The organism is Thiolinea disciformis DSM 14473, assembly GCF_000371925.1.
Lineage (GTDB): Bacteria > Pseudomonadota > Gammaproteobacteria > Thiotrichales > Thiotrichaceae > Thiolinea > Thiolinea disciformis.
This window is the reverse complement of record NZ_AQVE01000002.1, coordinates 225,386-245,876: the sequence shown is the minus strand read 5'-3', so window position 1 is coordinate 245,876 and position 20,491 is coordinate 225,386. Positions and strand designations below refer to the sequence as shown.

The window sequence follows — 20,491 nt, the reverse complement described above, 5'->3', positions numbered from 1 at the left end:
AAATGACACAACTTATTGATTCCACGAAGTACACTTTTTAAAGGCACCAGAGCCTGAGCCAAGCCCGAATTTATCTCTCTGCATAAAAATCGACATATCTTTCAGAATGAGATCCTAGTTATTCGGTGTGCAATTTAGATAAAACCTATTGCGCCTTGTCTGCGTCATAACATCTTTAAACTTGCGTCAGCAGGCTTTGAATGGGAACATTGTGCGTTTTGGGGCTATGTAAGAACAATCCGTCGCTAATATGCTAAAACAAGAATATATTCGGGCCTTACGCCACAACGGATTTCCACCAGAAATGGTGCTAGTAAGTTTTGACGCAACCACTATCCAGCGGGGCACTTACTACTTTGAAGCAGGGCGTGTGATGGAGCTACAGAGTAGCTTTCCAAGCCTTAGTGAAGTGGCACTTTCGTCTATCGTACTTGGCAATGCAAAATACAATACCGAAGTTCAACTCGACTTAAATCACCATCGTATCTTAAGTCATTGTAGTTGTCCTGTGGGTGCACAATGTAAACATGGTATGGCGACAGTACTACAATACGTGCGCCAACAAATCAAAGTCTCACCCAAATCAACCCTGCCTAAGCTTGCGGAACCCAGTGCTTTGCAACTATGGCTTGCTGATCTGAATACGCCTGAGCCTAAAAAACATCTGTCCGAGGATGGGGATGATCCTGAGGTAGGACGTATGGATCTCATCTATTTATTGGATCAAACCCTAAAGCGTGACAATCGTGTGCCCGTTCAAGTACGTAAAGCGAATCGCCTAAAACGTGGGGGGTATGGGCAAGGCTACTTAGTTCAATTTGAAGATTTATTGTATAGCTGGAAAAATCATCCTTTTCGCTACACTGAGCTAGATGTTGATATTGCGCAGTTGGTAATTCCCCATACCAGCACTTATACCCAAAACCAACAACGCCTTTATCTGAAAGGCGCACTAGGCGAATTAGCGCTGAAATTATTACTGCAAACGGGGCGGGTCTTCTGGCAAAAACCTGAGCTTCAAGCCCTGAAACTTGCCCCCGAACGTAACGCCCAAATCGTTTGGGAAGAACGCAAAAAAATCAGCCATATCAAATTGCAGATCCTGCCTCCTGCGCAAGATTTCTTTTGGCTAGAGCGCTTATATTATGTGGATACCTTGCGGGGTGAATGTGGCCCACTCAGCCATGAACCCTTGACACCACTACAAATGATTAAGCTACTGGCGGCACCACCCATTCCCAGTGCCGAGGCTGAGCAAGTAAGCCGTGGTCTATTGGAAATTCTGCCGGATGCCGACATGCCTTTGCCTGATACGCGCCTCAATCCAGAAACCCACGATATTGATGTGGACGAACCGATTCCACATTTACAACTCTATAGCACCCAAGAGCAGGCCAATACACAACATCATCTTCATCTTGAGCTGCACTATGGTGAGCATGTACTCGCACCTGACCCTAGCAAAAATCTTCATCTAAAACGCCAAGATCAAATTCGCTATCGCATTCATCGCCAAACAGATCAAGAACAAACGATCTTAGAGCGCTTAAGTAGCTTTGGTTTCGAGCCAGCCCTAGCCCATCAATACAGTGAATGGATTATGCCTGCTGATCACAGCGCCCTCGGAGCCTTACGCTGGAATCATTTTTTAGAAGAAGGCTTAGAGCACTTAAAAACCTCAGGTTGGCAGATAGATCAAGCACCCAGTTTCAGCTTGGACTTCACCGAAGCTGATGATTGGGAAGCAGAACTACAAGCCCAAGGCCAAGACTGGTTTGAGCTGAGTCTAGGTTTTCTGGTTGATGGCAAACGCATTAACCTGTTGCCGATTTTGGTTGAAATGCTAGCGCACCTACACAATCCGCAAGAATTACGCGAATTATTGTTAGCGCAGGGTAGCCTTTTAGTACCTTTAGAAGATCAGCGCTGGATTAAACTAGATGCGCAACGCATTTTGCAGGTACTCGATAACCTCATTGAATTGTATGACAAACAAGCCCTGAATGCCGATGGCAATTTAGTATTAAGCCGTTTTCATGGCGCGAATCTTAGCGAATTACTCAACGACCCACGTTTACAATGGAAAGGCGCTACAGAATTCAAAATTCTCGCTAATAAGCTAGCTGATTTCAAAGGCATTAAAACCGTTGAACTACCTTTAGGTTTAAAGGCAGAACTCCGCCCTTACCAGCATGAAGGTTTAAATTGGTTGCAATTCCTGCGCGAATTTCAATTCAATGGCGTATTAGCCGATGACATGGGCTTGGGCAAAACGCTACAAGCATTGGCACATTTATTAGTCGAAAAGAAATCAAGCCGCGCCCTATTACCGAGTTTAGTCATAGCACCCACTAGCTTAATGAGTAATTGGCGACGCGAAACGGAAAAATTCACGCCTGAATTAAAAGTACTCACTTTACATGGTACAGAACGCCATCAGGCCTTCGAGCAACTTAAAGATTATGATTTAGTCCTAACCACCTACCCACTCATATTACGCGACGAAGCCTTATATCGTGGTCAGCAATTCTATTATTTAATCCTTGATGAAGCACAAGCGATTAAAAATGCCAAGGCTAAAACTACCCAAGTCATTTACGAAATTCAATCAACACACCGACTTTGTTTAACCGGCACACCGATGGAAAATCATTTGGGTGAATTGTGGTCGATGTTCCACTTTTTAATGCCTGGCTTCTTAGGCACACATGACCGTTTCGGGCGTTTATTCCGCGTACCCATTGAGCGCCAAGGCGATCACGAGCGCCAACAGGTCTTGCGCCGCCGGATGCAGCCTTTTATGCTGCGCCGTACAAAAGAAAAGGTTGCCCATGAATTACCACCTAAAACAGAAATCATTCGTACAGTAGCCTTAAGTGGTGAACAGCGTGATTTATATGAAACCGTGCGACTCGCCATGGACGCTAAAGTGCGTGAAGAAATTAGCCAGAAAGGTTTTGCACGCAGCCATATTATGATTCTGGATGCTTTATTAAAATTACGTCAAGTTTGCTGTGATCCCCGCCTATTAAAACTCGAACACACTAAGCAAATTAATGGTTCAGCCAAGCTTGAATTATTAATGGACATGTTAGATGAATTATTAGAAGAAGGACGTAAAGTTTTAATCTTCTCGCAATTTACTTCGATGCTCGCTTTAATTGAAAACGAGTTGATCGCTAACAATATTAGCTTTAGTAAACTCACAGGGCAAACACGTCATCGCGAGGAAGCGATTGATGCCTTCCAACAAGGCCCTGCGCAAGTATTCTTGATTAGTTTAAAAGCGGGTGGCACGGGATTGAATCTCACCGCAGCGGATACCGTAATCCATTATGATCCTTGGTGGAATCCGGCTGTAGAACAACAAGCAACCGACCGCGCCTATCGTATTGGGCAAGATAAGCCGGTTTTCGTGTATAAACTTCTCACTGAAGAAACGGTTGAGGAAAAAATTCTGCATCTACAACATCGCAAACAAGCATTAGCAGATGGACTCTACCACGATACAGAAGCTGGCTTAGCCTTTGGTCAAGCCGAGCTCTTGGATTTATTAAAACCTTTAGACACTTTTTGAGTAAAACGCCTACTAAATACTAGGATTGTGCTAACTTAAAGTATTTCGCTTGCGCGTTTAAACCTAGCAGCGCTTCGCTGCGACACACAATGCTATCCAAAATATGGATATTTTTAACAACACTATGGAGTTACTGTTTCATGAGCTTTTTTAAAGAATTTAAAGAATTTGCGATGCGTGGCAATGTAATCGACTTAGCAGTCGGTGTCGTGATTGGTGGCGCCTTCGGTAAGATTGTGGATTCTTTAGTGAAAGATGTCATCATGCCTCCTATTGGATGGTTGATGGGGGGTGTAGATTTTTCAGGATTAAAGTTTAATCTACCCGCCATTCTAGAAGGCCAGCCTGCTGTCACCATTAATTACGGTTCTTTTATTCAAACCATGGTGAATTTTATTATTATCGCCTTTGCCATTTTCTTACTCATTAAAGGCCTTAATAAAGTATCGCGCAAGAAAGAAGAAGCCGCTCCTGCTGGCCCCTCACAAGAAGAATTGCTCACTCAAATTCGTGATTTGTTAGCACAACAAAAACACTAAGCCGCTTGGTATAAAATCTCAACCCGTCCAACCCTACGGAAGGGTTGAGATTATGAATGACTCCCCTCTTCTTGGTCAGATAAGGCTTTAAACTGCGGCAAGGAAACCCGTTTCACACTTCGCTCTTGCTGTGCAATTAACGCATCCAGACTATCATAAAGTTGATCCACCAACGCAACGCCAAAGGCTTCGCGCACATAATGGTACTGCTCAATAATTAAGGGCGTTACTTCGGTAATTAAGGCTCGGCTTTTCTCAGTCAGATCAATCAACATACGGCGCTTGTCTTGTTCTACGGGATAACGCGTAATCAGAGTCAACTCCTCCATACGCTTTAAAATACCAGCTAGGCTCGAGCTATAAATCATACAGTGCTCACAAATCTGACGTGGCTCCAGCGCTCCAATTTCGTGCAAAACGCGCAAAATGCGCCATTGCTGCTCGGTTAAGCCCGCATAATTCAGAATCGGACGAAAGTGTGGCATAAAAACTTCGCGCGCCTGTAACAACAGTAACGGTAAATTACGTTGGGGGATTTTTTGCGTCATGCCTTGCCTATCCAAGCCTCTAAATCAATTGCGCTAGTTTAAGCCAGTCCAAATCATTGACAAGCTCATCTATTAGCAACTATATTCACTAACATATTAGCAATCACAGAGGAGTATGGCACGATGATGGCTCGCCCACCACTGGGAAGCGTTTATGGTGTCATTCTGAATGACCAACACTCCTTAGCGCTTTTAGCGTCGCAATTTGCACAAGCACCCTACCAAACACCACCTAAAGCGCCTGTGCTTTATATTAAACCGCGTAATACTTTCGTCGACTCAGGATCAAGTATCACCCTACCGAAGGGCGAGCATAGCGTGGAAGTCGGTGCTAGCTTAGGTTTAGTGATTGGCAAACCGGCAAGTCGCGTCAACGCTGCGCAGGCTTTGGAGCATATCTCTGGCGTGATGAGCGTTGCGGATTTAAGTTTGCCGCATGACAGTTACTATCGCCCCGCCATCCGTGAAAAATGTTTCGATGGCGCCTGCCCAATGGCTACACACCTAAGCCCATGGTCTGAAGTGCAGCATTTAATGCCCTTATCGCTTCACACTCTAATTAACGATCAAATAGTGTCAACACGCTCGATAAGTGATGCACTGCGCTCAATCCCGCAACTTCTCCAAGATATCAGCGAATTTATTACCTTAAACCGAGGTGATGTATTACTTATCGGTGTGCCTTATCGCGCGCCACAGGCACAAAGCGGTGATAACGTACAGATTAGCATTGAAGGGCTTGAGTCCTTGCATTTTAAGGTGGAGGCCGCCGCATGAAATACGGGCGTATTGTATGGAATGCTTCCATCCACACCGTGACGGAGAAAGAAGGCCAAGTTCAACTGCCAGATGGACGTTTAGTAAATGAAAGCGAAGTGATGTGGTTGCCCCCTGTAGAGCCGCAAACCGTATTCGCCTTAGGTTTAAATTACGCCGATCATGCAGCCGAACTATCTTTTAAAGCCCCTGAAAAACCGCTGATTTTTTTAAAAGGTGCTAATACCTTTGTCGGCCATCGCGCGCTTACCCGTCGCCCTGCCGATGCAACGTTCATGCACTATGAGTGCGAGTTAGCGGTCGTGATTGGACGCAAAGGCAAACACATTAAATCTGAAGATGCTTATCACTATGTGCAGGGTTATACCGTCGCGAATGATTATGCGATTCGTGATTATTTGGAAAACTACTACCGCCCCAATTTGCGTGTGAAAAACCGTGATGCCTGCACCCCTTTAGGCCCTTGGTTGGTCGAAGCGCAGGATATTCCGAATCCGATGGATTTGAAATTAGCAAGTTTTGTTAATGGGCAACAAACACAAAGTGGTACGACACGCGACATGATTTTCGATATTCCCTATTTAATTGCTTATTTATCCGAATTCATGACTTTAAATGTGGGTGACATCATTCTTACCGGCACACCGGAAGGTCTTGCGGATGTAAAAGTAGGCGATGAAGTGGTCACCGAAATTGAAAAAATTGGGCGTTTAGTCAATACCATCGTGGATGATGTGACTTGGTTTGGACAGCACCGTATAGGTAATACATAAATGATTAAACATTTGATTAATGGCGAATTTATTGAAAGTGCCCAAACCTTCGAAACGCTGAATCCTGCTACTAATGCAGTGCTGGATGAAGTAGCGTCTGGCGGTCAGGAAGAAGTCAAGGCTGCGGTTGCTGCTGCCAAACAAGCTTTTCCAGCATGGGCCAATAAACCTGCCGCAGAGCGCGCCAAATTAATGCGCCGTTTGGGTGAGTTAATCGATCAGCATGTCCCCGAAATCGCTAAACTCGAAACCGATGATTGTGGTCAGGTCATTGGGCAAACAGCCAAAGCCCTCATTCCACGCGCCTCGCATAATTTCAATTTCTTTGCCGAACAATGCGTGCGTATGGATGGTGACTGCTATCAATCGGATGACCAACACCTTAACTACACGCTTTTCCAACCAGTCGGTGTCTGCGCACTCATTTCACCGTGGAATGTGCCATTCATGACCGCTACTTGGAAAACCGCACCCGCGCTTGCTTTGGGTAATACCGCCGTGTTAAAAATGTCGGAATTATCCCCGCTAACCGCTGATTATTTGGGCAAATTAGCCTTAGAGGCAGGTATTCCTAAAGGGGTGTTCAATGTAGTACATGGCTTTGGCAATACGGCTGGTGATGCCTTGGTGCGCCACAAAGATGTGCGTGCAGTTTCCTTTACCGGCAGCACCATGACCGGCAATTTAATCATGCAGCGTGCTGGCTTGAAAAAATTCTCAATGGAATTAGGTGGCAAATCCCCGAATATTATTTTCGCTGATGCTGATCAAGAACGCGCTTTAGACTCTGCTATCTTCATGATTTTTTCTAATAATGGACAACGCTGCACCGCTGGTTCACGCATCTTAGTCCAAGAAACGATTTATGATCAGTTCGTGGAACACTTTGCAGAACGTGCGAAAAAGCTGCGAGTGGGTGATCCTCATGATCCCCAAACGATTATTGGCCCTTTGATTAGTCGCGATCACTGGAAAAAAGTCACTGGCTATATTGAAACGGGCATTCGTGAAGGCGCACGCTTAGTCACAGGTGGTGGCGTGCCCACTTTGCCAGATAAATTTAAAAACGGTCATTGGGTCGAAGCCACAGTATTTGCGGATGTAGATAATCGAATGAAAATCGCGCAAGACGAAATTTTCGGCCCGGTCGCTTGCATTATTCCATTTAAGGACGAAGCTCACGCCCTACAAATCGCCAATGACACCGACTATGGTTTGTCATCTTATGTGTGGACTGAAAGTACTGGGCGTGCTTTGCGCATGGCACGTGGCTTGGAAGCAGGTATGGTGTTTGTGAATAGCCAAAATGTGCGCGATTTACGCCAACCCTTTGGTGGCACAAAAGCTTCTGGCACAGGTCGCGAAGGGGGGCACTGGAGCTATGAAGTTTTCACTGAGCCAAAAAACGTGTGTATTTCCTTGGGACATCACCACATTCCTCGTTGGGGCGCGTGAGGGGCATTTATGGGCAATTTAGCGCTAGCAGCAAAAATTACGCATGTCCCATCGATGTATTTATCTGAATTGACCGGCAAACATCAGGGTTGCCGCCAAGCCGCGATTGAGGGGCATTATGAAATAAGTCGCCGCTGCCGTGCCTTAGGCGTTGATACGATTGTGGTATTCGACACGCATTGGCTAGTGAATTCGGGCTATCATATTAATAATGCAGCACATTTTAAAGGCATTTATACCAGTAATGAATTGCCACACTTTATTAAAAATATGCCTTATGAATACGATGGCAATGTGGAGCTAGGGGAATCACTAGCCAAAGCAGCGACCAATGCCTGTGTTAATGCACGCGCCCATTCAGACACTAGCTTGTCTTTGGAATATGGCACACTCGTTCCTATGCGCTATATGAATCAAGATCGTCATTTTAAAGTAGTCTCAGTTTCTGCTTTATGCACCGTACACAATTTAGCGGATAGCGCGCGCTTAGGCGCGGCCATTCGTGAAGCGATTGAGCAGGATTATCAGGGGACAGTAGCGATTTTTGCTAGCGGTTCTTTATCGCATCGGTTTGCCCAAAATGGTGTTTCTGAGCAATACCTTCACAAGGTCTGGTCGCCTTTTTTGGAGCTGGTGGATCGACGCGTGGTGGAGCTGTGGGAAAACGGTGAATGGCAAACTTTTACCGAAATGCTACCGGAATATGCCGAAAAGTGCATGGGAGAAGGATTTATGCACGATACCGCAATGCTATTAGGCGCTTTAGGCTGGGATAAATATAACGGAAAGGCCGAGGTAATCACTCCCTACTTCGGTAGCTCTGGCACAGGCCAAATCAATGTAATTTTTCCGGTTTCCGGCATCCCAAGGGAGTAAGCTATGCCGCACCTTGTCCTTGAATACACCAGCAATTTAAAAGCTGAAGCCGCTATACCGCAACTATTACGTAAGCTTAATCAAACCATGATAGCGCAAGGCAGCATTTTTCCGGTGGGTGGGATTCGTTCGCGTGCGATTGAACTGACTGACTATTGCATGGCAGATGACGAAGAGGATTATGCCTTTGTGCATATTACCCTAACGATTGGGCAAGGACGTACGCCAGCGCAACGTAAAACAGCGGGTGATGCCATCTTTGACGTAGTGAAAGCGCATTTTGCAGCGCAATTTGCCAAGCGTTATATCGCGCTTTCCATGGCTTTGAATGAATTTAATGAATTGGGTACATGGAAACATAATAACGTTCATGAGCGCTTCAAAGCGAAAGAAGGTCAGGTATGAATTTAAGTCCTGAGCAAATTCGTGCAGCTGCCTTAAGCCTAGACACAGCGGAAAAACAACGCACGCCAATACGCCAACTGAGCCTTGATCACACCACTATGGATGTGGACGATGCCTATGCCATTCAACAAGCATGGGTGGAGCACAAAATAAGTGAAGGCCGTCAGATTTTGGGGCGTAAAATCGGCCTCACTTCACGGGCCATGCAACAATCTTCACAGATTGATGAGCCAGACTTTGGCACACTCTTGGACGATATGCAGTTTCATGAAGGCTCAGATATTCCTATGCAACGCTTCATTGCACCTATGGTTGAGGTCGAACTAGCGTTTATTTTGCACAAACCCTTAAAAGGTGCGCAAGTTACCTGTTTTGATGTCTTAAATGCCACCGACTATGTGATCCCTGCACTAGAAATTATTGATGCGCGTTGCCATCGCGTCGATCCAGAATCGAAACGCCCGCGCAAAGTCTTCGATACCATTTCCGATAATGCCGCCAACGCGGGTATTGTATTAGGTGGTCGCGCCGTAAAACCTTCCGAGATTGATTTACGTTGGGCTGCCGCTTTGCTGTATCGTAATGGTGTTATTGAGGAAACGGGTGTCGCTGCGGGTGTGTTAAATAATCCCGTGAATGGTATTGTCTGGCTATGCCATAAATTCGCCAAACATGATATTGCACTCAAGCCCGGTGAAATTATTTTAGCAGGTTCATTCACGCGCCCTGTGCCTGCACGCGCTGGCGACACCTTTCATGTCGATTATGGGTCATTAGGGGCTATCGCCTGCCGTTTTGTTTAAGGATTATCATGCAAGTACCTAAAAATCACTTTAAGCAAGCCCTTCAAGCACAACAAGTCCAATATGGTCTTTGGGTAGGTTTAGTTGATCCCATTTGTGCGGAAATAGCGGCCAGCTCAGGCTTCGATTGGATTTTATTAGATGGGGAACATGCACCCAATGATATGCGTACTATCTTGCATCAATTACAAGCTACTGCCGCCTACCCTACTCAAGTCCTAGCACGTCCGGTTGAAGGCACGCCTAGCATTATTAAGCAATGGCTGGATATTGGCGTACAATCCCTCTTGATTCCGATGGTGGAAACCAGCGAGCAAGCGGCGATGCTTGCAGCAGCCTGTCATTATCCGCCACGTGGTATCCGTGGTGTGGGAACAGCCTTAGCGCGTGCTGCCAATTGGGGACGTATTCCGAATTATCTACAAACAGCCGATCATGAAATTTGTTTACTGATACAAGTCGAAAACCGCAAAGGCTTAGACAACTTAGACGCTATTTTGCAAGTGGATGGCATTGATGGTGTATTTATTGGCCCTGCGGACTTAGCCGCCTCATTTGGGCATCTAGGCCAGCCCAATCATCCCGAGGTAAGCGCTGCCATTGAACAAGCCTTACACAAAATCCGCCAAGCGGGTAAGGCTGCTGGCATTCTTTCTGTTGATCCTAAACTAGCACGCCATTATCAAGCACAAGGAGCTAACTTCATTGCAGTAGGCGTGGACACTTTATTGTTAGCTAGATCGGCGGTGGCCTTGGCAGCAGAATTTAAACAAGACATTACGGAGGCGCCTAATAAATATTAGCTTGCCTCCCTAGGGATGTGATTTTATAACAATCCTCGTTCTGCAAATGACACGACTTGATCACCAATTACAAAATGATCCAATACCCGCACGTCCAATAACGCTAAAGCGTCTTTTAATTTTTGGGTAATCCGCTCATCGGCCTGACTCGGCTCGGCCACACCAGAGGGATGGTTGTGTGCAAAAATCACCGCCGCCGCATTGTGTTTCATCACGCGGCGCACTACTTCGCGGGGATAAATACTGGCACTATCAATCGTGCCAAAAAATAACTCCTCAAACGCAATCACACGGTGGCGATTATCTAAGAAGACACAAGCAAATACTTCAGCCGGTTGATCCCGTAATTTAGCCAAGAGATATAGACGTACCGCATCCGGATCGGATAAAACGTCACCGCGTTTTAAGCGTTCGCGCAAATAACGACGGGACATTTCCAAGACGGCTTGCATTTGCACGAATTTTGCTTGTCCTAAACCATTGGCTTGGCAAAATTGTGCTTCTTCGGCTTCAAATAAAGCACGTAATCCATTGAAGTCATGCAATAATTCGCGCGCTAAATCGACAGCAGTTTTGCCACGCGTGCCAGTACGCAAGAAAATCGCCAAGAGTTCAGCATCGGATAAGGACTGAGCACCACGTAGTAGTAATTTCTCGCGTGGCCGCTCATCGGCTGGCCAGTCTTTAATAGGTATCATGGCGTTAGGATTTAGTTTTTAATTATGGTTTGTGGATATACATTGTAAATTTTATGACAGCTCTATTAGGCAAGCGCATTGTTTTAGGGATAAGCGGCGGTATTGCAGCTTATAAATCGGCTGAACTGACTCGCTTGCTGATTAAAGCAGGTGCTCAAGTACGGGTTTGTATGACACCTGCGGCCTGCGAGTTCATTCAGCCACTCACTTTTCAAGCCCTCTCCAGCCACCCGGTGCATACTACACTTTTGGACACAGCCGCAGAAGCCGGTATGGGGCATATTGAATTAGCACGTTGGGCTGACATGATTGTGATTGCTCCTGCGACGGCTGATCTCATGGCACGTTTTGCGCACGGCCACGCTGATGATTTGCTTACCACCTTATGTTTAGCCTCAGCAGCACCTTTGTATCTTGCGCCCGCAATGAATCAGCAAATGTGGAAGCATCCGGCCACGCAAGCTAATTTACAACGCCTACAATCGCGCGGTGTGGCTATTCTAGGTCCAGATCAAGGGGTGCAAGCCTGTGGCGATGTGGGCATGGGTCGTATGCTAGAACCCGAAGCGATACTGGCCGCCTTACAACAGCCCCAGTTATTGAGTGGTATTCGTATCTTACTAACCGCTGGCCCTACGCGTGAAGCGATTGATCCGGTACGTTTCTTAACCAATCGTAGCTCTGGGAAAATGGGCTACGCGGTAGCAGCGGCTGCACAAGAATTTGGTGCCAGTGTGACCTTGATTTCTGGCCCTGTCGCCTTAGATACACCCCTTGGTGTTGAGCGTATTTGGGTAGAAAGTGCGGCAGATATGCTAGAAGCAACCCGCTACGCTGCGGGTTTGAATGATATTTTCATTGCTACCGCCGCCGTAGCCGACTACACGCCCAAACAAGTCGCGACTCAAAAGATCAAAAAGAATAATGATCAATTGGTGCTAGAAATGACGCGCACTACCGATATTTTGGTGACGGTGGTAAAAGAAAATCCCAAGCTATTCACGGTAGGATTTGCGGCTGAAACACAAAATCTGATGGAATATGCGCGGGGTAAATTAGAACGTAAAGGTGTCCACATGATTGCCGCGAACTCAGTCGCTGAGGGTAAAGGTTTTGATCGCGCAACCAATGCCTTAGAGGTGGTCTGGCAAGGTGGCTCGCAAAGTTTGCCCGAAATGGATAAAAAACTCTTGGCACGCGCGCTAATGGCTATTATTAGCCAACGTTATCAGCAATGGAAAGGAATGCAAGCATGACCCCTAAGGTACAATTCAAAATCCTCGACACACGCCTAGGTTCAATCTTTCCCTTGCCTACCTATGCCACCGAGGGATCGGCTGGTATGGACTTACGCGCTTGCTTGAATGAAGCGCTGACTTTGCACGCGGGCGATACCCAACTGATTCCCACAGGTATGGCCATTTATATCGATAATAACGCCTTGGCAGCCGTCATTTTACCTCGCTCTGGCTTAGGTCATAAACATGGGATTGTCTTGGGTAATTTAGTCGGACTAATCGATTCAGATTATCAAGGCGAATTAATGATTTCCTGCTGGAATCGTGGCAAAACCAGCTTTGTGATTGAGCCGGGCGAGCGCATTGCGCAGTTAGTTTTTGTTCCGGTTGTACAAGTCACTTTAACTCAAGTCGATGAGTTCAAACCCACCATACGGGGAACCGGTGGTTTTGGCCATTCCGGCACACGCTAAAAACTTTTGTTTCTGGGGCTTAGGTTCTACACTAGCGCATCAACTTATTTTTTTAAACACAATAGCAAAATTAAATGGGGTTGTTTCATGAAATCGAGCTTGGTTTCTCAGGCGGCAATCGGGCTATTGCTAGCCTTGCCTATTAGCGCTTGTAACAATAATCCACCTTCCAGCAACACCTATACCACCACCCAAACCGGCACTTTACAAGAGGTGCAATTTGCTACGGTGGTTAGCGTGCGTGATGTCGTCATTCAACAAAACTCAGCGGAAGCAGGACAAGTAGCCGGTGGGATCATTGGCGGTGTGGCGGGTAGCGATTTAGGGCAAGGCAAAGGTTCGATTGTAGGCGGCGTGGCTGGCGCTGTCGCAGGTAGTGCCATTGGCGGGATTATTGACAAAACAGCTGATGCGCAAATCGGCATTGAAATCACTTTAAAACTCGAAAACGGCAAAGCTGTTGCCATTGCGCAATTAGCCGATCAAGAATTTAAACCAGGCGACGCTGTGAAGATTATTACTAGCAATGGCAAATCACGCGTAACGCATTAAGTAACGCTTTAATTGTAAGAAATCCACCTTAATGCTTCATCGCGTTAAGGAGGAGAAACAATTTTATTTTTCAGTTAAATGCTTACGTAACACTTGCTTGACATATTCTGGTGCATCCTCTTGCACCATTGAGGCTGCCTCGATTAGGCGATCATAATCAGCAACCTCTTCACCATCCCATAATAAATCTAGGCGTCGCATAGGGCGCAGCGCAATATGTTTATAACACTCTGGAAAAGCCCAGTAACAAGTTTTGCAAACTATCGCCTGTTTCTCATGCCAATTTGGACAATTTTCACAACTCCAAGATTTAGCTCGATTAGCAGAAGCGCAAAGCAACATATACCCGTCTATGTTGCTGGCTACGCTATCGGAATCACCCATAATCTCAAACGGTATTCGATGATCAATTTGCAGCTCCCGAACGGGAAAAACTTTCAAATAAATATTGCAGCGTGCACCATGCCTTTCTAGTAAAGCCTCCTTCAGTTTCGCAGAAAATACTGTCCTTCCAGAAAGTTGTGCATTACGTACTTTTGCTGGGTCACCGAACTTATAAGCTGCAATCGCTTTACCATCCGAGCCAGTGACGCGAAACATATCAATAGGAATGCCTTGCTCACGAACATCTCTAATAGCACGTGGTGGATGGTTATAACCGTAAATATTTTTCAGCTCCTCAGTACTGATCTGACCATGCTGCAAAATATGATCAATAACCGTTTTAGGACGTTTCGCGCTCACACTTTGCAGAATTTTTAAAAACTCAACGGGATATGTTGGCTTGGTCATACTAATACCAACGATTGTTGGTCTAGGATATGGGGTGTATTTTGATAAGAATGGTCATGCTTCAAGCGTTTGACTAAGGCCGGAGACAAATACAAAGACTCTATGGTTTCAGCCTTATTACCTAGCAGAGTCGCTTGACTAGACCGTCCCGCAGCCAGTGCTACGTGCTTGAGTTCAAGATCAAGGGGTAATGGTTTTCCGTATACCTTAGTGCCGGTCACACCGTCATAGCTTAGCAGATAAGAAATATCTAGTGTGTTCAAGTGGTAAAGTCTCTCCACCAACTCAGCGTAAGAAATGCCTGCTAAATAGCGCGAATCTCTAGTGAATGAAGTCCCTTGATAAGGTGGATCCAGATAAACCAAATCCTGTGGCTTAGCCATGCTTAGGGTTTCACGAAAATCCGAAGCACTTAAGAGCGTTCTATGGTTCAACAATGCTGAGACAGCAAGAAGGTTTTGCCGCATGGTGTTTGGTCTCATCCCAGCACGGCGATTATCCGCACTTTGATTAAACTTACCCTCTGAATTATAGCGAACTGCACCTTTGACAATCCGCGCCAATAAATACAGTAATTGATGGGCTTGTGCGCTCTGATTGAACGCATCCCGTACTTTAAAAAAATAGGACTTTAGGTCTGGCTGTTGTTCCAACCATTGACGCTCATAGCTATTGCTAAGGTCGTTAGGAGCTTCAAGAATAGCGCGCCACAAGTCCATGAGTGGCTTGTTTAAATCATTCAAAACAAACTGTTTTGCCAGCCCCTGAGTGGCAGCCGCAATAGATACTGCACCTGACCCACAAAATGGCTCAATCAAACACTGCACATCCGTAGGAAAATAATTAAGAATAGCGTGCGCAATGCCACGCTTACTACCTTGGTAAGGAAAGGGGTGCGGGACACTCAAGGATTTCATTGTAGTCATCTTAAAGGCTTCTGGTATTCAGGTGTTGAGCTTACTACTAAGTTCGTATTTTATTCGCTTTTGAACTAGCTTGTCATAAGTTTATACGTTAATCATAAACAGCCAGTATTAAACAATGTCTAGGATTACGGTAAGCGCTTGACATTTCGCCTATTCCCGCCATGATCTGTCTGATTAATGCCATGGAGGGACAGATGGAATCCTCAACAAAATCAGCGCTGATCAATACGTTTCAGCAACAGTTTGGTGATAAATTTACGACCAATCTCACCCTACGCACTCAGCACGCGCACACCCAAACTTGGCTTCCGAATCAACCTGCCGATGGCGTGTTATTTGCCGAAAATAAGCAAATGGTGATCGATGCGGTCAATATCTGTCACGAGTATCGTTGCCCCCTGATTCCCTTTGGTACCGGTAGTTCGCTAGAAGGTCAAGTAAATGCCCCACAAGGTGGTATTTGCATTGATACTTCACGTATGGATCAAATAATAACGATTCATCAAGACGATTTAGCCGTAACACTCCAACCCGGGGTAACCCGCGAAGCGCTCAATACGGCACTACGTCACACCGGTTTATTTTTTCCGATTGATCCGGGCGCTAATGCAAGCTTAGGTGGCATGGCATCAACACGTGCATCCGGTACCAATGCGGTACTCTACGGGACGATGAAAGATGTCGTCTTAAACTTGGAAGTAGTACTAGCCGATGGGCGTTTAATTCGTACCGCAAGCCGCGCTAAGAAAAGTGCTGCGGGCTACGATTTGACGCATTTATTCATTGGCTCAGAAGGCACCTTGGGTATTATTACTGAGCTAACCTTAAAAGTATTTGCGCGGCCCGAACAAGTTGCTGGTGGTGTGTGTGCCTTTCCTAGCATTTTAGATGCGTGTAACGCGGTGATTATGACAATTCAAAGTGGCATTCCGGTATCGCGTCTTGAATTACTCGACCCCCTGCAAATTCGTGCTTGTAATCAATATTCCAAACTGGCCATGCCAGAAAAACCAACGTTATTTGTCGAATTTCACGGCAGCGCCACGCATGTTAAGCAACAGGCCGAACAATTCGCAGCGATTGCGGAAGAACAAGGTGCAGAACCTTTTCAATGGAGTAGCGATGAGTCGGCGTTGAAACAATTGTGGAAAGCACGGCATAACGCCTATTTCGCGACACAATTACTACGCCCCCAAGCTCAAGCCTATGTCAGTGATGCCTGTGTCCCTATTTCACGCCTAGCAGAATGCGTAGAGCAAACACGCTTAGATTTGGAGGAATCGCAACTCATTGCGACGATTGTGGGGCATGTAGGCGATGGTAATTTTCATGTGTGCTTAATGGTCGATCCAAAAGATGCGCATGAAATTGAATGTGTGGAAGCTTTTTTAGCGCGCATTAGCGAACGCGCTATTAGCATGGAAGGCACTTGCACCGGCGAACATGGCATCGGCCAAGGTAAACAAGCGTATTTGCGTAAAGAGCTCGGTGAGGCTGTAGATGTGATGCTTAGCATTAAGCAAGCGCTCGATCCTTATAATCTCATGAATCCTGCTAAGATTTTTAGCTGATTCATGGATTGAGTGGCATTAAGAATGGCAATACGAAAGGCTTATGCTCCGCGATTTCTTCACGGGTTAAGCCACTAAGCTCATAAGGAAACACCAGCCAATCATCCGTTTGGCGTAAAACAAAATCAGGTCGAAAATCGGTCTGACGAAACGCAGGACGCTCCCATAAAGTCGCAATGCGCACCTGCTTCGGCATGTTACGCTTTAAATTCACTTCGAGACGTTTTAACACGGCTTCCACCGAGCGACCTGAGCTAAACACATCATCAACCAGCAATAAGCTGTCATCCACATTCAAAGACTCCAGTAAATACTGCAAGCCATGCACCCGAATCCCAGTGCCGGCTTGTGCCAGCATTGCACCATAAGAAGGCTGACCTTGGTAGGAGGTACGCAGAGAAATATGATCCGTTTGCACCCCTAAGGTTTGCAAACATTCCTGCACATAAATCCCAATAGCACTCCCCCCACGCCAAATACCAACAATAAAGCTTGGACGAAAACCCGACTCAAAAATCTGCACCCCAAGGCGGAAGGCATCTAAAATTAGCGTTTCTTCATCCAGAAAGCGTTTAGTCGCGGGTGTTTGCATGAGCAGATTGCCAAATGGGGTTAAAGTCGCCACTATAACGGATTTCCACCGCACTGTGAGCCACACATGAGCCAAAAACGTTATTTAAGCGCCCAAGGTTTATTGGAAGACTCATTTCAGCTCGCACAACAAATCTTGCAAAGTGGCTTTCAACCTACCTTTATTATTGCCTTATGGCGGGGTGGTGCGCCGATTGGCATTGCCGTACAAGAGTATTTACAGTTTCATGGCGTTGAAGCAGACCATATTGCGATTCGCACCGCCTCGTATAGCGGCATCGATCAACAAGCGCGCGAAATTCGAGTCTTTGGTTTAAATTATCTAGTAAAAAATGTCCGCTATGAAGATCGTTTATTAATTGTGGATGATGTGTTTGATACCGGACGTTCGATTGAAGCCATCATTAATGAATTACGCCGCCGCGCCCGTTTAAATACGCCACACGACATTCGTGTCGCCGTCCCCTACTACAAACCCAGTCGCCGTCAGACCGAACGAGCGCCAGATTATTACATTCACGAGACTAGCGAATGGCTTAAGTATCCGCATTCCTTAGAAGGGCTTAATACTGAGGAAATACGCTTACATCGGCCTGAGCTTTATGCAATTTTGCAAAAACACTTACCTGTTTAATTCGGCTTTAACCAGTTGGCACAAGCCGCTAAAGCATAATCAATAAAACAGCGTACTTTCGGTGTTAGATAACGTGAACTGGCAAAGACAGCGTGAATTGGCACAATAGGCGGCTGCCAAGCCGGTAAAACAGGCTTTAGTTGGCCTACTACAAGCGCGGGTTGCGCAACGACTAGAGGCAATTGGACGATACCTAGTCCTTGGATGGCTGCATCACGCGCTGCAAAACTGTTATTGACTCTTAGGCGTACCTGTTTATGTTGAACCTGCACAAGATGCTCGCCTTGACTGAGTTCCCAGTGAGTGGTGCGCCGTATGTTATTAAACACAATCAAGTGTTCTTCTTCGAGTTCTTTAGGGTGCAAAATGCGAGGATTATTAAAAGGATAGTCGCTCGCACTAAACAATCCATAATGCAATTTACCTAAACTGCGCGAAACTAAACTAGAGTCTGGCAATTCCCCCAAACGAATCGCTAAATCAAAACCTTCGTGTACCAAATCAATTAATCGGTTGCTGAAATCGGCCTCTACTTGTACCTGAGGATAACGCTTTAAATACCCATTGATCCAATCACTGACGGCAATCATGCCAAATTCAGTGCCGCAGCTTAGTTTCAAAATACCGCGAGGCTCCCCTTGCACCTGTTGCGCCAGACTTTCTGTCGCTTCCACCGCACTTAAAATATTGATGGCGCGCTCATAAAACTCGCGCCCAACTTCCGTTAACGATAAGGCTCGCGTACTACGCGCTAACAAACGCAAACCGAGCTCTTGCTCCAACTGACTGACGACTCGCGATACATAGGCCTTCTGGCTCGCTAATTGTTCGGCGGCTCGGGTAAAGCTGCCCGTTTGTACAACACGAGTGAAAACTTTGAGCTGATTTAACTCCATTGTTATCCTATTCGTTAACAAATAATCCTGAAATGCATCATTTTTGTTTTTCACAAGAACAGTAATACTAGCCACACCGAAAAACAAGGGATGTAAAGAAATGAGCTTAAAAGATGCAAACAGTGTCAATCCTCAAGCTAAAAAATGGATTGCGTTAGTGATCGCCAACCCCGCAACTTCTACCACGACCGGCTGGCCAGTAGGTTTTTGGTGGAGTGAATTAAGCCATCCTTATTATGTTTTTGTTGAGCATGGCTACGAGGTTGAAATTTTTAGTCCTGACGGTGGCGCTTGTGTCGCCGATGCGATGAGTGATCCCAATGATGCGAGTGGCTACAGCAAAACCGACTTGATCAGCCAAGGTTTTATTCATACCCCTGAATTAATGGCTTTAGTACAACATACGCGTAAAGTGTCTGATATAAACTTGAATGACTTTGAGGCTATTGTGGTGGCAGGTGGGCAAGCCCCGATGTTTAGTTTTGATAAGGCCGTCGACCTCCATCAAAAATTTGTCGAATTCTATGAAGCCGGTAAAGTCACTGCCGCTTTGTGCCATGGTACAGCCGTTTTAGCTTACGCCAAATTGAGTAATGGCGAATACTTAGTCAAAGGTAAAACCGTGACGGGCTTTGCCAATGTGGAGGAGGATTTTGCCGATAATGCGGTGTGGAATTATGGTTTATTGCCTCGTGACCAGCATATTATGCCGTGGCGTATCGAAGACAAACTCAAGGATTTAGGTGCTAATTTCATCCAAGCTGGGTTGTGGCGGAGTTTTGCCGTGCGTGATGGCAATTTAATTACGGGGCAACAAAACTTTTCGGGTGAAGCCACTGCACAAGCGGTCGTTGCAGCATTAGGTCTATAATTTCATAAGGAAAAATAACGATGAAAATCGCTTTTATCGGCTATGGTAATGTTGGCGCTCCACTTGCTGATCATTTGCAAAAACTCGGCCATGACGTTAGTTTAGCCGCGCAAGATCCTCAGTCAGACAGTGTGCAAAAAGCCTTAGCACGTAATCAATATTTGCAAGTTGCTTCACCTAAAACAGCCGTTGAACAGGCTGATGTGGTATTTCTAGCCACGCCTTATCAGGCTAATGAGGCGGCATTAAGCGCTTTAGCTCATGAGCTTAAAGGTAAAGTTTTAGTAGACTGCACAAATCCGGTTGGCCCCAATCTGACTCATGGTTTAAACAGTACCCACTCTGGTTCACAGGCGATACAAAATCTTTTACCGGATACACAGGTGGTCAAAGCTTTTACCATTTATGGGTTTGAGAATTTTGAGGACAATGCCTTCCCAGATAGCCCAGTTAAACCTGCTATGTTGTATTGTGGCAATGATGCGACTGCGAAAAAAACGGTAGGGCATTTAATTGAACAACTGGGTTGGCAGGCGTTGGACGTCGGTGGTTTAGACCAAGCCCTGCATTTGGAGCACATGACTTTACTGTGGATCAAAATGGCGCGCGTCAATAAAACTATTTCGCCGCACACGGTGTGGGCTGTATTAACTAAATCTTGCTCTAACTAATTGGATTTTAAGAGCATTGTAA

22 protein-coding genes are annotated in these 20,491 nt (G+C 45.9%); 16 read left to right on the top strand and 6 right to left on the bottom strand.

Features of this window, described 5'->3' with window-relative positions; translation table 11 throughout:
- Nucleotides 1-250: 250 nt before the first annotated feature.
- The gene (locus A3IE_RS0102720) at nucleotides 251-3,577 is read left to right on the top strand and encodes a DEAD/DEAH box helicase (protein ID WP_020394050.1); all 3,327 of its coding nucleotides are present in this window, start codon (nucleotides 251-253) and stop codon (nucleotides 3,575-3,577) included.
- Nucleotides 3,578-3,717: 140 nt separating this feature from the next.
- Nucleotides 3,718-4,116, top strand: a complete 399-nt coding sequence (mscL, locus tag A3IE_RS0102715) for a large-conductance mechanosensitive channel protein MscL (RefSeq protein ID WP_020394049.1) — start codon at nucleotides 3,718-3,720, stop codon at nucleotides 4,114-4,116.
- 50 nt (nucleotides 4,117-4,166) lie between these two features.
- On the opposite strand, the gene hpaR is transcribed toward mscL, so the two are convergent.
- A complete protein-coding gene (hpaR, locus tag A3IE_RS0102710; RefSeq protein WP_020394048.1) occupies nucleotides 4,167-4,664 on the bottom strand; it encodes a homoprotocatechuate degradation operon regulator HpaR in 498 nt (165 codons plus the stop codon).
- 123 nt (nucleotides 4,665-4,787) lie between these two features.
- On the opposite strand from hpaR, the gene A3IE_RS0102705 reads away from it, so the two are divergent.
- Genes A3IE_RS0102705 through hpaI form a run of 7 tightly spaced genes read left to right on the top strand, consistent with a single transcriptional unit; the run spans nucleotide 4,788 to nucleotide 10,556 of the window.
- Nucleotides 4,788-5,441 carry a fumarylacetoacetate hydrolase family protein gene (locus A3IE_RS0102705; protein WP_020394047.1) on the top strand — a complete coding sequence of 218 codons (654 nt, stop codon included), beginning with the start codon at nucleotides 4,788-4,790 and terminating at the stop codon, nucleotides 5,439-5,441.
- Entirely contained in the window at nucleotides 5,438-6,214 is a 777-nt protein-coding gene (locus A3IE_RS22665; protein ID WP_020394046.1) for a fumarylacetoacetate hydrolase family protein, read from the top strand. Before A3IE_RS0102705 ends, A3IE_RS22665 begins: the two co-directional genes overlap by 4 nt.
- Nucleotides 6,215-7,669, top strand: coding sequence for a 5-carboxymethyl-2-hydroxymuconate semialdehyde dehydrogenase (hpaE, locus tag A3IE_RS0102695; RefSeq protein WP_020394045.1), 1,455 nt, complete (start codon nucleotides 6,215-6,217; stop codon nucleotides 7,667-7,669). It abuts the gene before it with no gap.
- A 9-nt stretch (nucleotides 7,670-7,678) separates the two neighbouring features.
- Entirely contained in the window at nucleotides 7,679-8,545 is an 867-nt protein-coding gene (gene hpaD, locus A3IE_RS0102690) for a 3,4-dihydroxyphenylacetate 2,3-dioxygenase (RefSeq protein ID WP_020394044.1), read from the top strand.
- Between the two features lie 3 nt (nucleotides 8,546-8,548).
- On the top strand, nucleotides 8,549-8,950 hold the full coding sequence (locus A3IE_RS0102685) for a 5-carboxymethyl-2-hydroxymuconate Delta-isomerase (RefSeq protein ID WP_020394043.1): 402 nt from the start codon (nucleotides 8,549-8,551) through the stop codon (nucleotides 8,948-8,950).
- Nucleotides 8,947-9,753, top strand: coding sequence for a 2-oxo-hept-4-ene-1,7-dioate hydratase (hpaH, locus tag A3IE_RS0102680; RefSeq protein WP_020394042.1), 807 nt, complete (start codon nucleotides 8,947-8,949; stop codon nucleotides 9,751-9,753). Before A3IE_RS0102685 ends, hpaH begins: the two co-directional genes overlap by 4 nt.
- Nucleotides 9,754-9,761: 8 nt before the next feature.
- Nucleotides 9,762-10,556 carry a 4-hydroxy-2-oxoheptanedioate aldolase gene (gene hpaI, locus A3IE_RS0102675; RefSeq protein ID WP_020394041.1) on the top strand — a complete coding sequence of 265 codons (795 nt, stop codon included), beginning with the start codon at nucleotides 9,762-9,764 and terminating at the stop codon, nucleotides 10,554-10,556.
- A 23-nt stretch (nucleotides 10,557-10,579) separates the two neighbouring features.
- Here hpaI and radC read toward each other — a convergent pair whose 3' ends face one another.
- Nucleotides 10,580-11,251: a RadC family protein gene (radC, locus tag A3IE_RS0102670; RefSeq protein ID WP_026154744.1), complete on the bottom strand. Its 672-nt coding sequence runs from the start codon at nucleotides 11,249-11,251 to the stop codon at nucleotides 10,580-10,582.
- Nucleotides 11,252-11,307: 56 nt separating this feature from the next.
- On the opposite strand from radC, the gene coaBC reads away from it, so the two are divergent.
- The 3 genes from coaBC (at nucleotide 11,308) to A3IE_RS0102655 (ending at nucleotide 13,517) form a co-directional block, all read left to right on the top strand.
- Nucleotides 11,308-12,510, top strand: coding sequence for a bifunctional phosphopantothenoylcysteine decarboxylase/phosphopantothenate--cysteine ligase CoaBC (gene coaBC, locus A3IE_RS0102665; RefSeq protein WP_020394039.1), 1,203 nt, complete (start codon nucleotides 11,308-11,310; stop codon nucleotides 12,508-12,510).
- On the top strand, nucleotides 12,507-12,965 hold the full coding sequence (gene dut, locus A3IE_RS0102660; RefSeq protein ID WP_020394038.1) for a dUTP diphosphatase: 459 nt from the start codon (nucleotides 12,507-12,509) through the stop codon (nucleotides 12,963-12,965). The genes coaBC and dut overlap by 4 nt, the downstream gene beginning before the upstream one ends.
- Before the next feature lie 87 nt (nucleotides 12,966-13,052).
- The gene (locus A3IE_RS0102655) at nucleotides 13,053-13,517 is read left to right on the top strand and encodes an outer membrane lipoprotein (protein ID WP_020394037.1); all 465 of its coding nucleotides are present in this window, start codon (nucleotides 13,053-13,055) and stop codon (nucleotides 13,515-13,517) included.
- A 63-nt stretch (nucleotides 13,518-13,580) separates the two neighbouring features.
- On the opposite strand, the gene A3IE_RS0102650 is transcribed toward A3IE_RS0102655, so the two are convergent.
- On the bottom strand, nucleotides 13,581-14,309 hold the full coding sequence (locus tag A3IE_RS0102650; RefSeq protein WP_020394036.1) for a helix-turn-helix domain-containing protein: 729 nt from the start codon (nucleotides 14,307-14,309) through the stop codon (nucleotides 13,581-13,583).
- The gene (locus A3IE_RS0102645; protein WP_110721355.1) at nucleotides 14,306-15,235 is read right to left on the bottom strand and encodes a Dam family site-specific DNA-(adenine-N6)-methyltransferase; all 930 of its coding nucleotides are present in this window, start codon (nucleotides 15,233-15,235) and stop codon (nucleotides 14,306-14,308) included. The genes A3IE_RS0102650 and A3IE_RS0102645 overlap by 4 nt, the downstream gene beginning before the upstream one ends.
- Nucleotides 15,236-15,429: 194 nt before the next feature.
- On the opposite strand from A3IE_RS0102645, the gene A3IE_RS0102640 reads away from it, so the two are divergent.
- A complete protein-coding gene (locus A3IE_RS0102640) occupies nucleotides 15,430-16,806 on the top strand; it encodes an FAD-binding oxidoreductase (protein WP_020394034.1) in 1,377 nt (458 codons plus the stop codon).
- Between the two features lies 1 nt (nucleotide 16,807).
- Here A3IE_RS0102640 and A3IE_RS0102635 read toward each other — a convergent pair whose 3' ends face one another.
- Nucleotides 16,808-17,431, bottom strand: a complete 624-nt coding sequence (locus A3IE_RS0102635) for a phosphoribosyltransferase (protein ID WP_020394033.1) — start codon at nucleotides 17,429-17,431, stop codon at nucleotides 16,808-16,810.
- Between the two features lie 33 nt (nucleotides 17,432-17,464).
- On the opposite strand from A3IE_RS0102635, the gene A3IE_RS0102630 reads away from it, so the two are divergent.
- Nucleotides 17,465-18,031: a phosphoribosyltransferase gene (locus A3IE_RS0102630; RefSeq protein ID WP_020394032.1), complete on the top strand. Its 567-nt coding sequence runs from the start codon at nucleotides 17,465-17,467 to the stop codon at nucleotides 18,029-18,031.
- Here the strand turns inward: A3IE_RS0102630 and A3IE_RS0102625 are convergent.
- The gene (locus A3IE_RS0102625; RefSeq protein ID WP_020394031.1) at nucleotides 18,028-18,927 is read right to left on the bottom strand and encodes a LysR family transcriptional regulator; all 900 of its coding nucleotides are present in this window, start codon (nucleotides 18,925-18,927) and stop codon (nucleotides 18,028-18,030) included. The genes A3IE_RS0102630 and A3IE_RS0102625 overlap by 4 nt on opposite strands.
- Before the next feature lie 100 nt (nucleotides 18,928-19,027).
- Between A3IE_RS0102625 and A3IE_RS0102620 the strand changes: the two genes are divergently transcribed.
- Nucleotides 19,028-19,798, top strand: coding sequence for a type 1 glutamine amidotransferase domain-containing protein (locus A3IE_RS0102620; RefSeq protein WP_020394030.1), 771 nt, complete (start codon nucleotides 19,028-19,030; stop codon nucleotides 19,796-19,798).
- A gap of 20 nt (nucleotides 19,799-19,818) precedes the next feature.
- A complete protein-coding gene (locus A3IE_RS0102615) occupies nucleotides 19,819-20,469 on the top strand; it encodes an NADPH-dependent F420 reductase (protein WP_020394029.1) in 651 nt (216 codons plus the stop codon).
- The last annotated feature ends 22 nt before the right edge of the window (nucleotides 20,470-20,491 follow it).

What these genes read in the sequence shown, in the direction of transcription:
- A3IE_RS0102720 (WP_020394050.1), top strand. Translation starts at nt 251, where the DNA reads ATGCTAAAACAAGAATATATTCGGGCCTTACGCCACAACGGATTTCCA.
- A3IE_RS0102640 (WP_020394034.1), top strand. Translation starts at nt 15,430, where the DNA reads ATGGAATCCTCAACAAAATCAGCGCTGATCAATACGTTTCAGCAACAG.
- A3IE_RS0102650 (WP_020394036.1), bottom strand. Translation starts at nt 14,309, where the DNA reads ATGACCAAGCCAACATATCCCGTTGAGTTTTTAAAAATTCTGCAAAGT.
- A3IE_RS0102625 (WP_020394031.1), bottom strand. Translation starts at nt 18,927, where the DNA reads ATGGAGTTAAATCAGCTCAAAGTTTTCACTCGTGTTGTACAAACGGGC.
- hpaD (WP_020394044.1), top strand. Translation starts at nt 7,679, where the DNA reads ATGGGCAATTTAGCGCTAGCAGCAAAAATTACGCATGTCCCATCGATG.
- hpaE (WP_020394045.1), top strand. Translation starts at nt 6,215, where the DNA reads ATGATTAAACATTTGATTAATGGCGAATTTATTGAAAGTGCCCAAACC.
- hpaH (WP_020394042.1), top strand. Translation starts at nt 8,947, where the DNA reads ATGAATTTAAGTCCTGAGCAAATTCGTGCAGCTGCCTTAAGCCTAGAC.
- coaBC (WP_020394039.1), top strand. Translation starts at nt 11,308, where the DNA reads ATGACAGCTCTATTAGGCAAGCGCATTGTTTTAGGGATAAGCGGCGGT.
- mscL (WP_020394049.1), top strand. Translation starts at nt 3,718, where the DNA reads ATGAGCTTTTTTAAAGAATTTAAAGAATTTGCGATGCGTGGCAATGTA.
- A3IE_RS0102655 (WP_020394037.1), top strand. Translation starts at nt 13,053, where the DNA reads ATGAAATCGAGCTTGGTTTCTCAGGCGGCAATCGGGCTATTGCTAGCC.
- A3IE_RS0102705 (WP_020394047.1), top strand. Translation starts at nt 4,788, where the DNA reads ATGATGGCTCGCCCACCACTGGGAAGCGTTTATGGTGTCATTCTGAAT.
- A3IE_RS0102645 (WP_110721355.1), bottom strand. Translation starts at nt 15,235, where the DNA reads ATGACTACAATGAAATCCTTGAGTGTCCCGCACCCCTTTCCTTACCAA.
- A3IE_RS0102630 (WP_020394032.1), top strand. Translation starts at nt 17,465, where the DNA reads ATGAGCCAAAAACGTTATTTAAGCGCCCAAGGTTTATTGGAAGACTCA.
- dut (WP_020394038.1), top strand. Translation starts at nt 12,507, where the DNA reads ATGACCCCTAAGGTACAATTCAAAATCCTCGACACACGCCTAGGTTCA.
- A3IE_RS22665 (WP_020394046.1), top strand. Translation starts at nt 5,438, where the DNA reads ATGAAATACGGGCGTATTGTATGGAATGCTTCCATCCACACCGTGACG.
- A3IE_RS0102620 (WP_020394030.1), top strand. Translation starts at nt 19,028, where the DNA reads ATGAGCTTAAAAGATGCAAACAGTGTCAATCCTCAAGCTAAAAAATGG.
- A3IE_RS0102685 (WP_020394043.1), top strand. Translation starts at nt 8,549, where the DNA reads ATGCCGCACCTTGTCCTTGAATACACCAGCAATTTAAAAGCTGAAGCC.
- hpaR (WP_020394048.1), bottom strand. Translation starts at nt 4,664, where the DNA reads ATGACGCAAAAAATCCCCCAACGTAATTTACCGTTACTGTTGTTACAG.
- hpaI (WP_020394041.1), top strand. Translation starts at nt 9,762, where the DNA reads ATGCAAGTACCTAAAAATCACTTTAAGCAAGCCCTTCAAGCACAACAA.
- A3IE_RS0102615 (WP_020394029.1), top strand. Translation starts at nt 19,819, where the DNA reads ATGAAAATCGCTTTTATCGGCTATGGTAATGTTGGCGCTCCACTTGCT.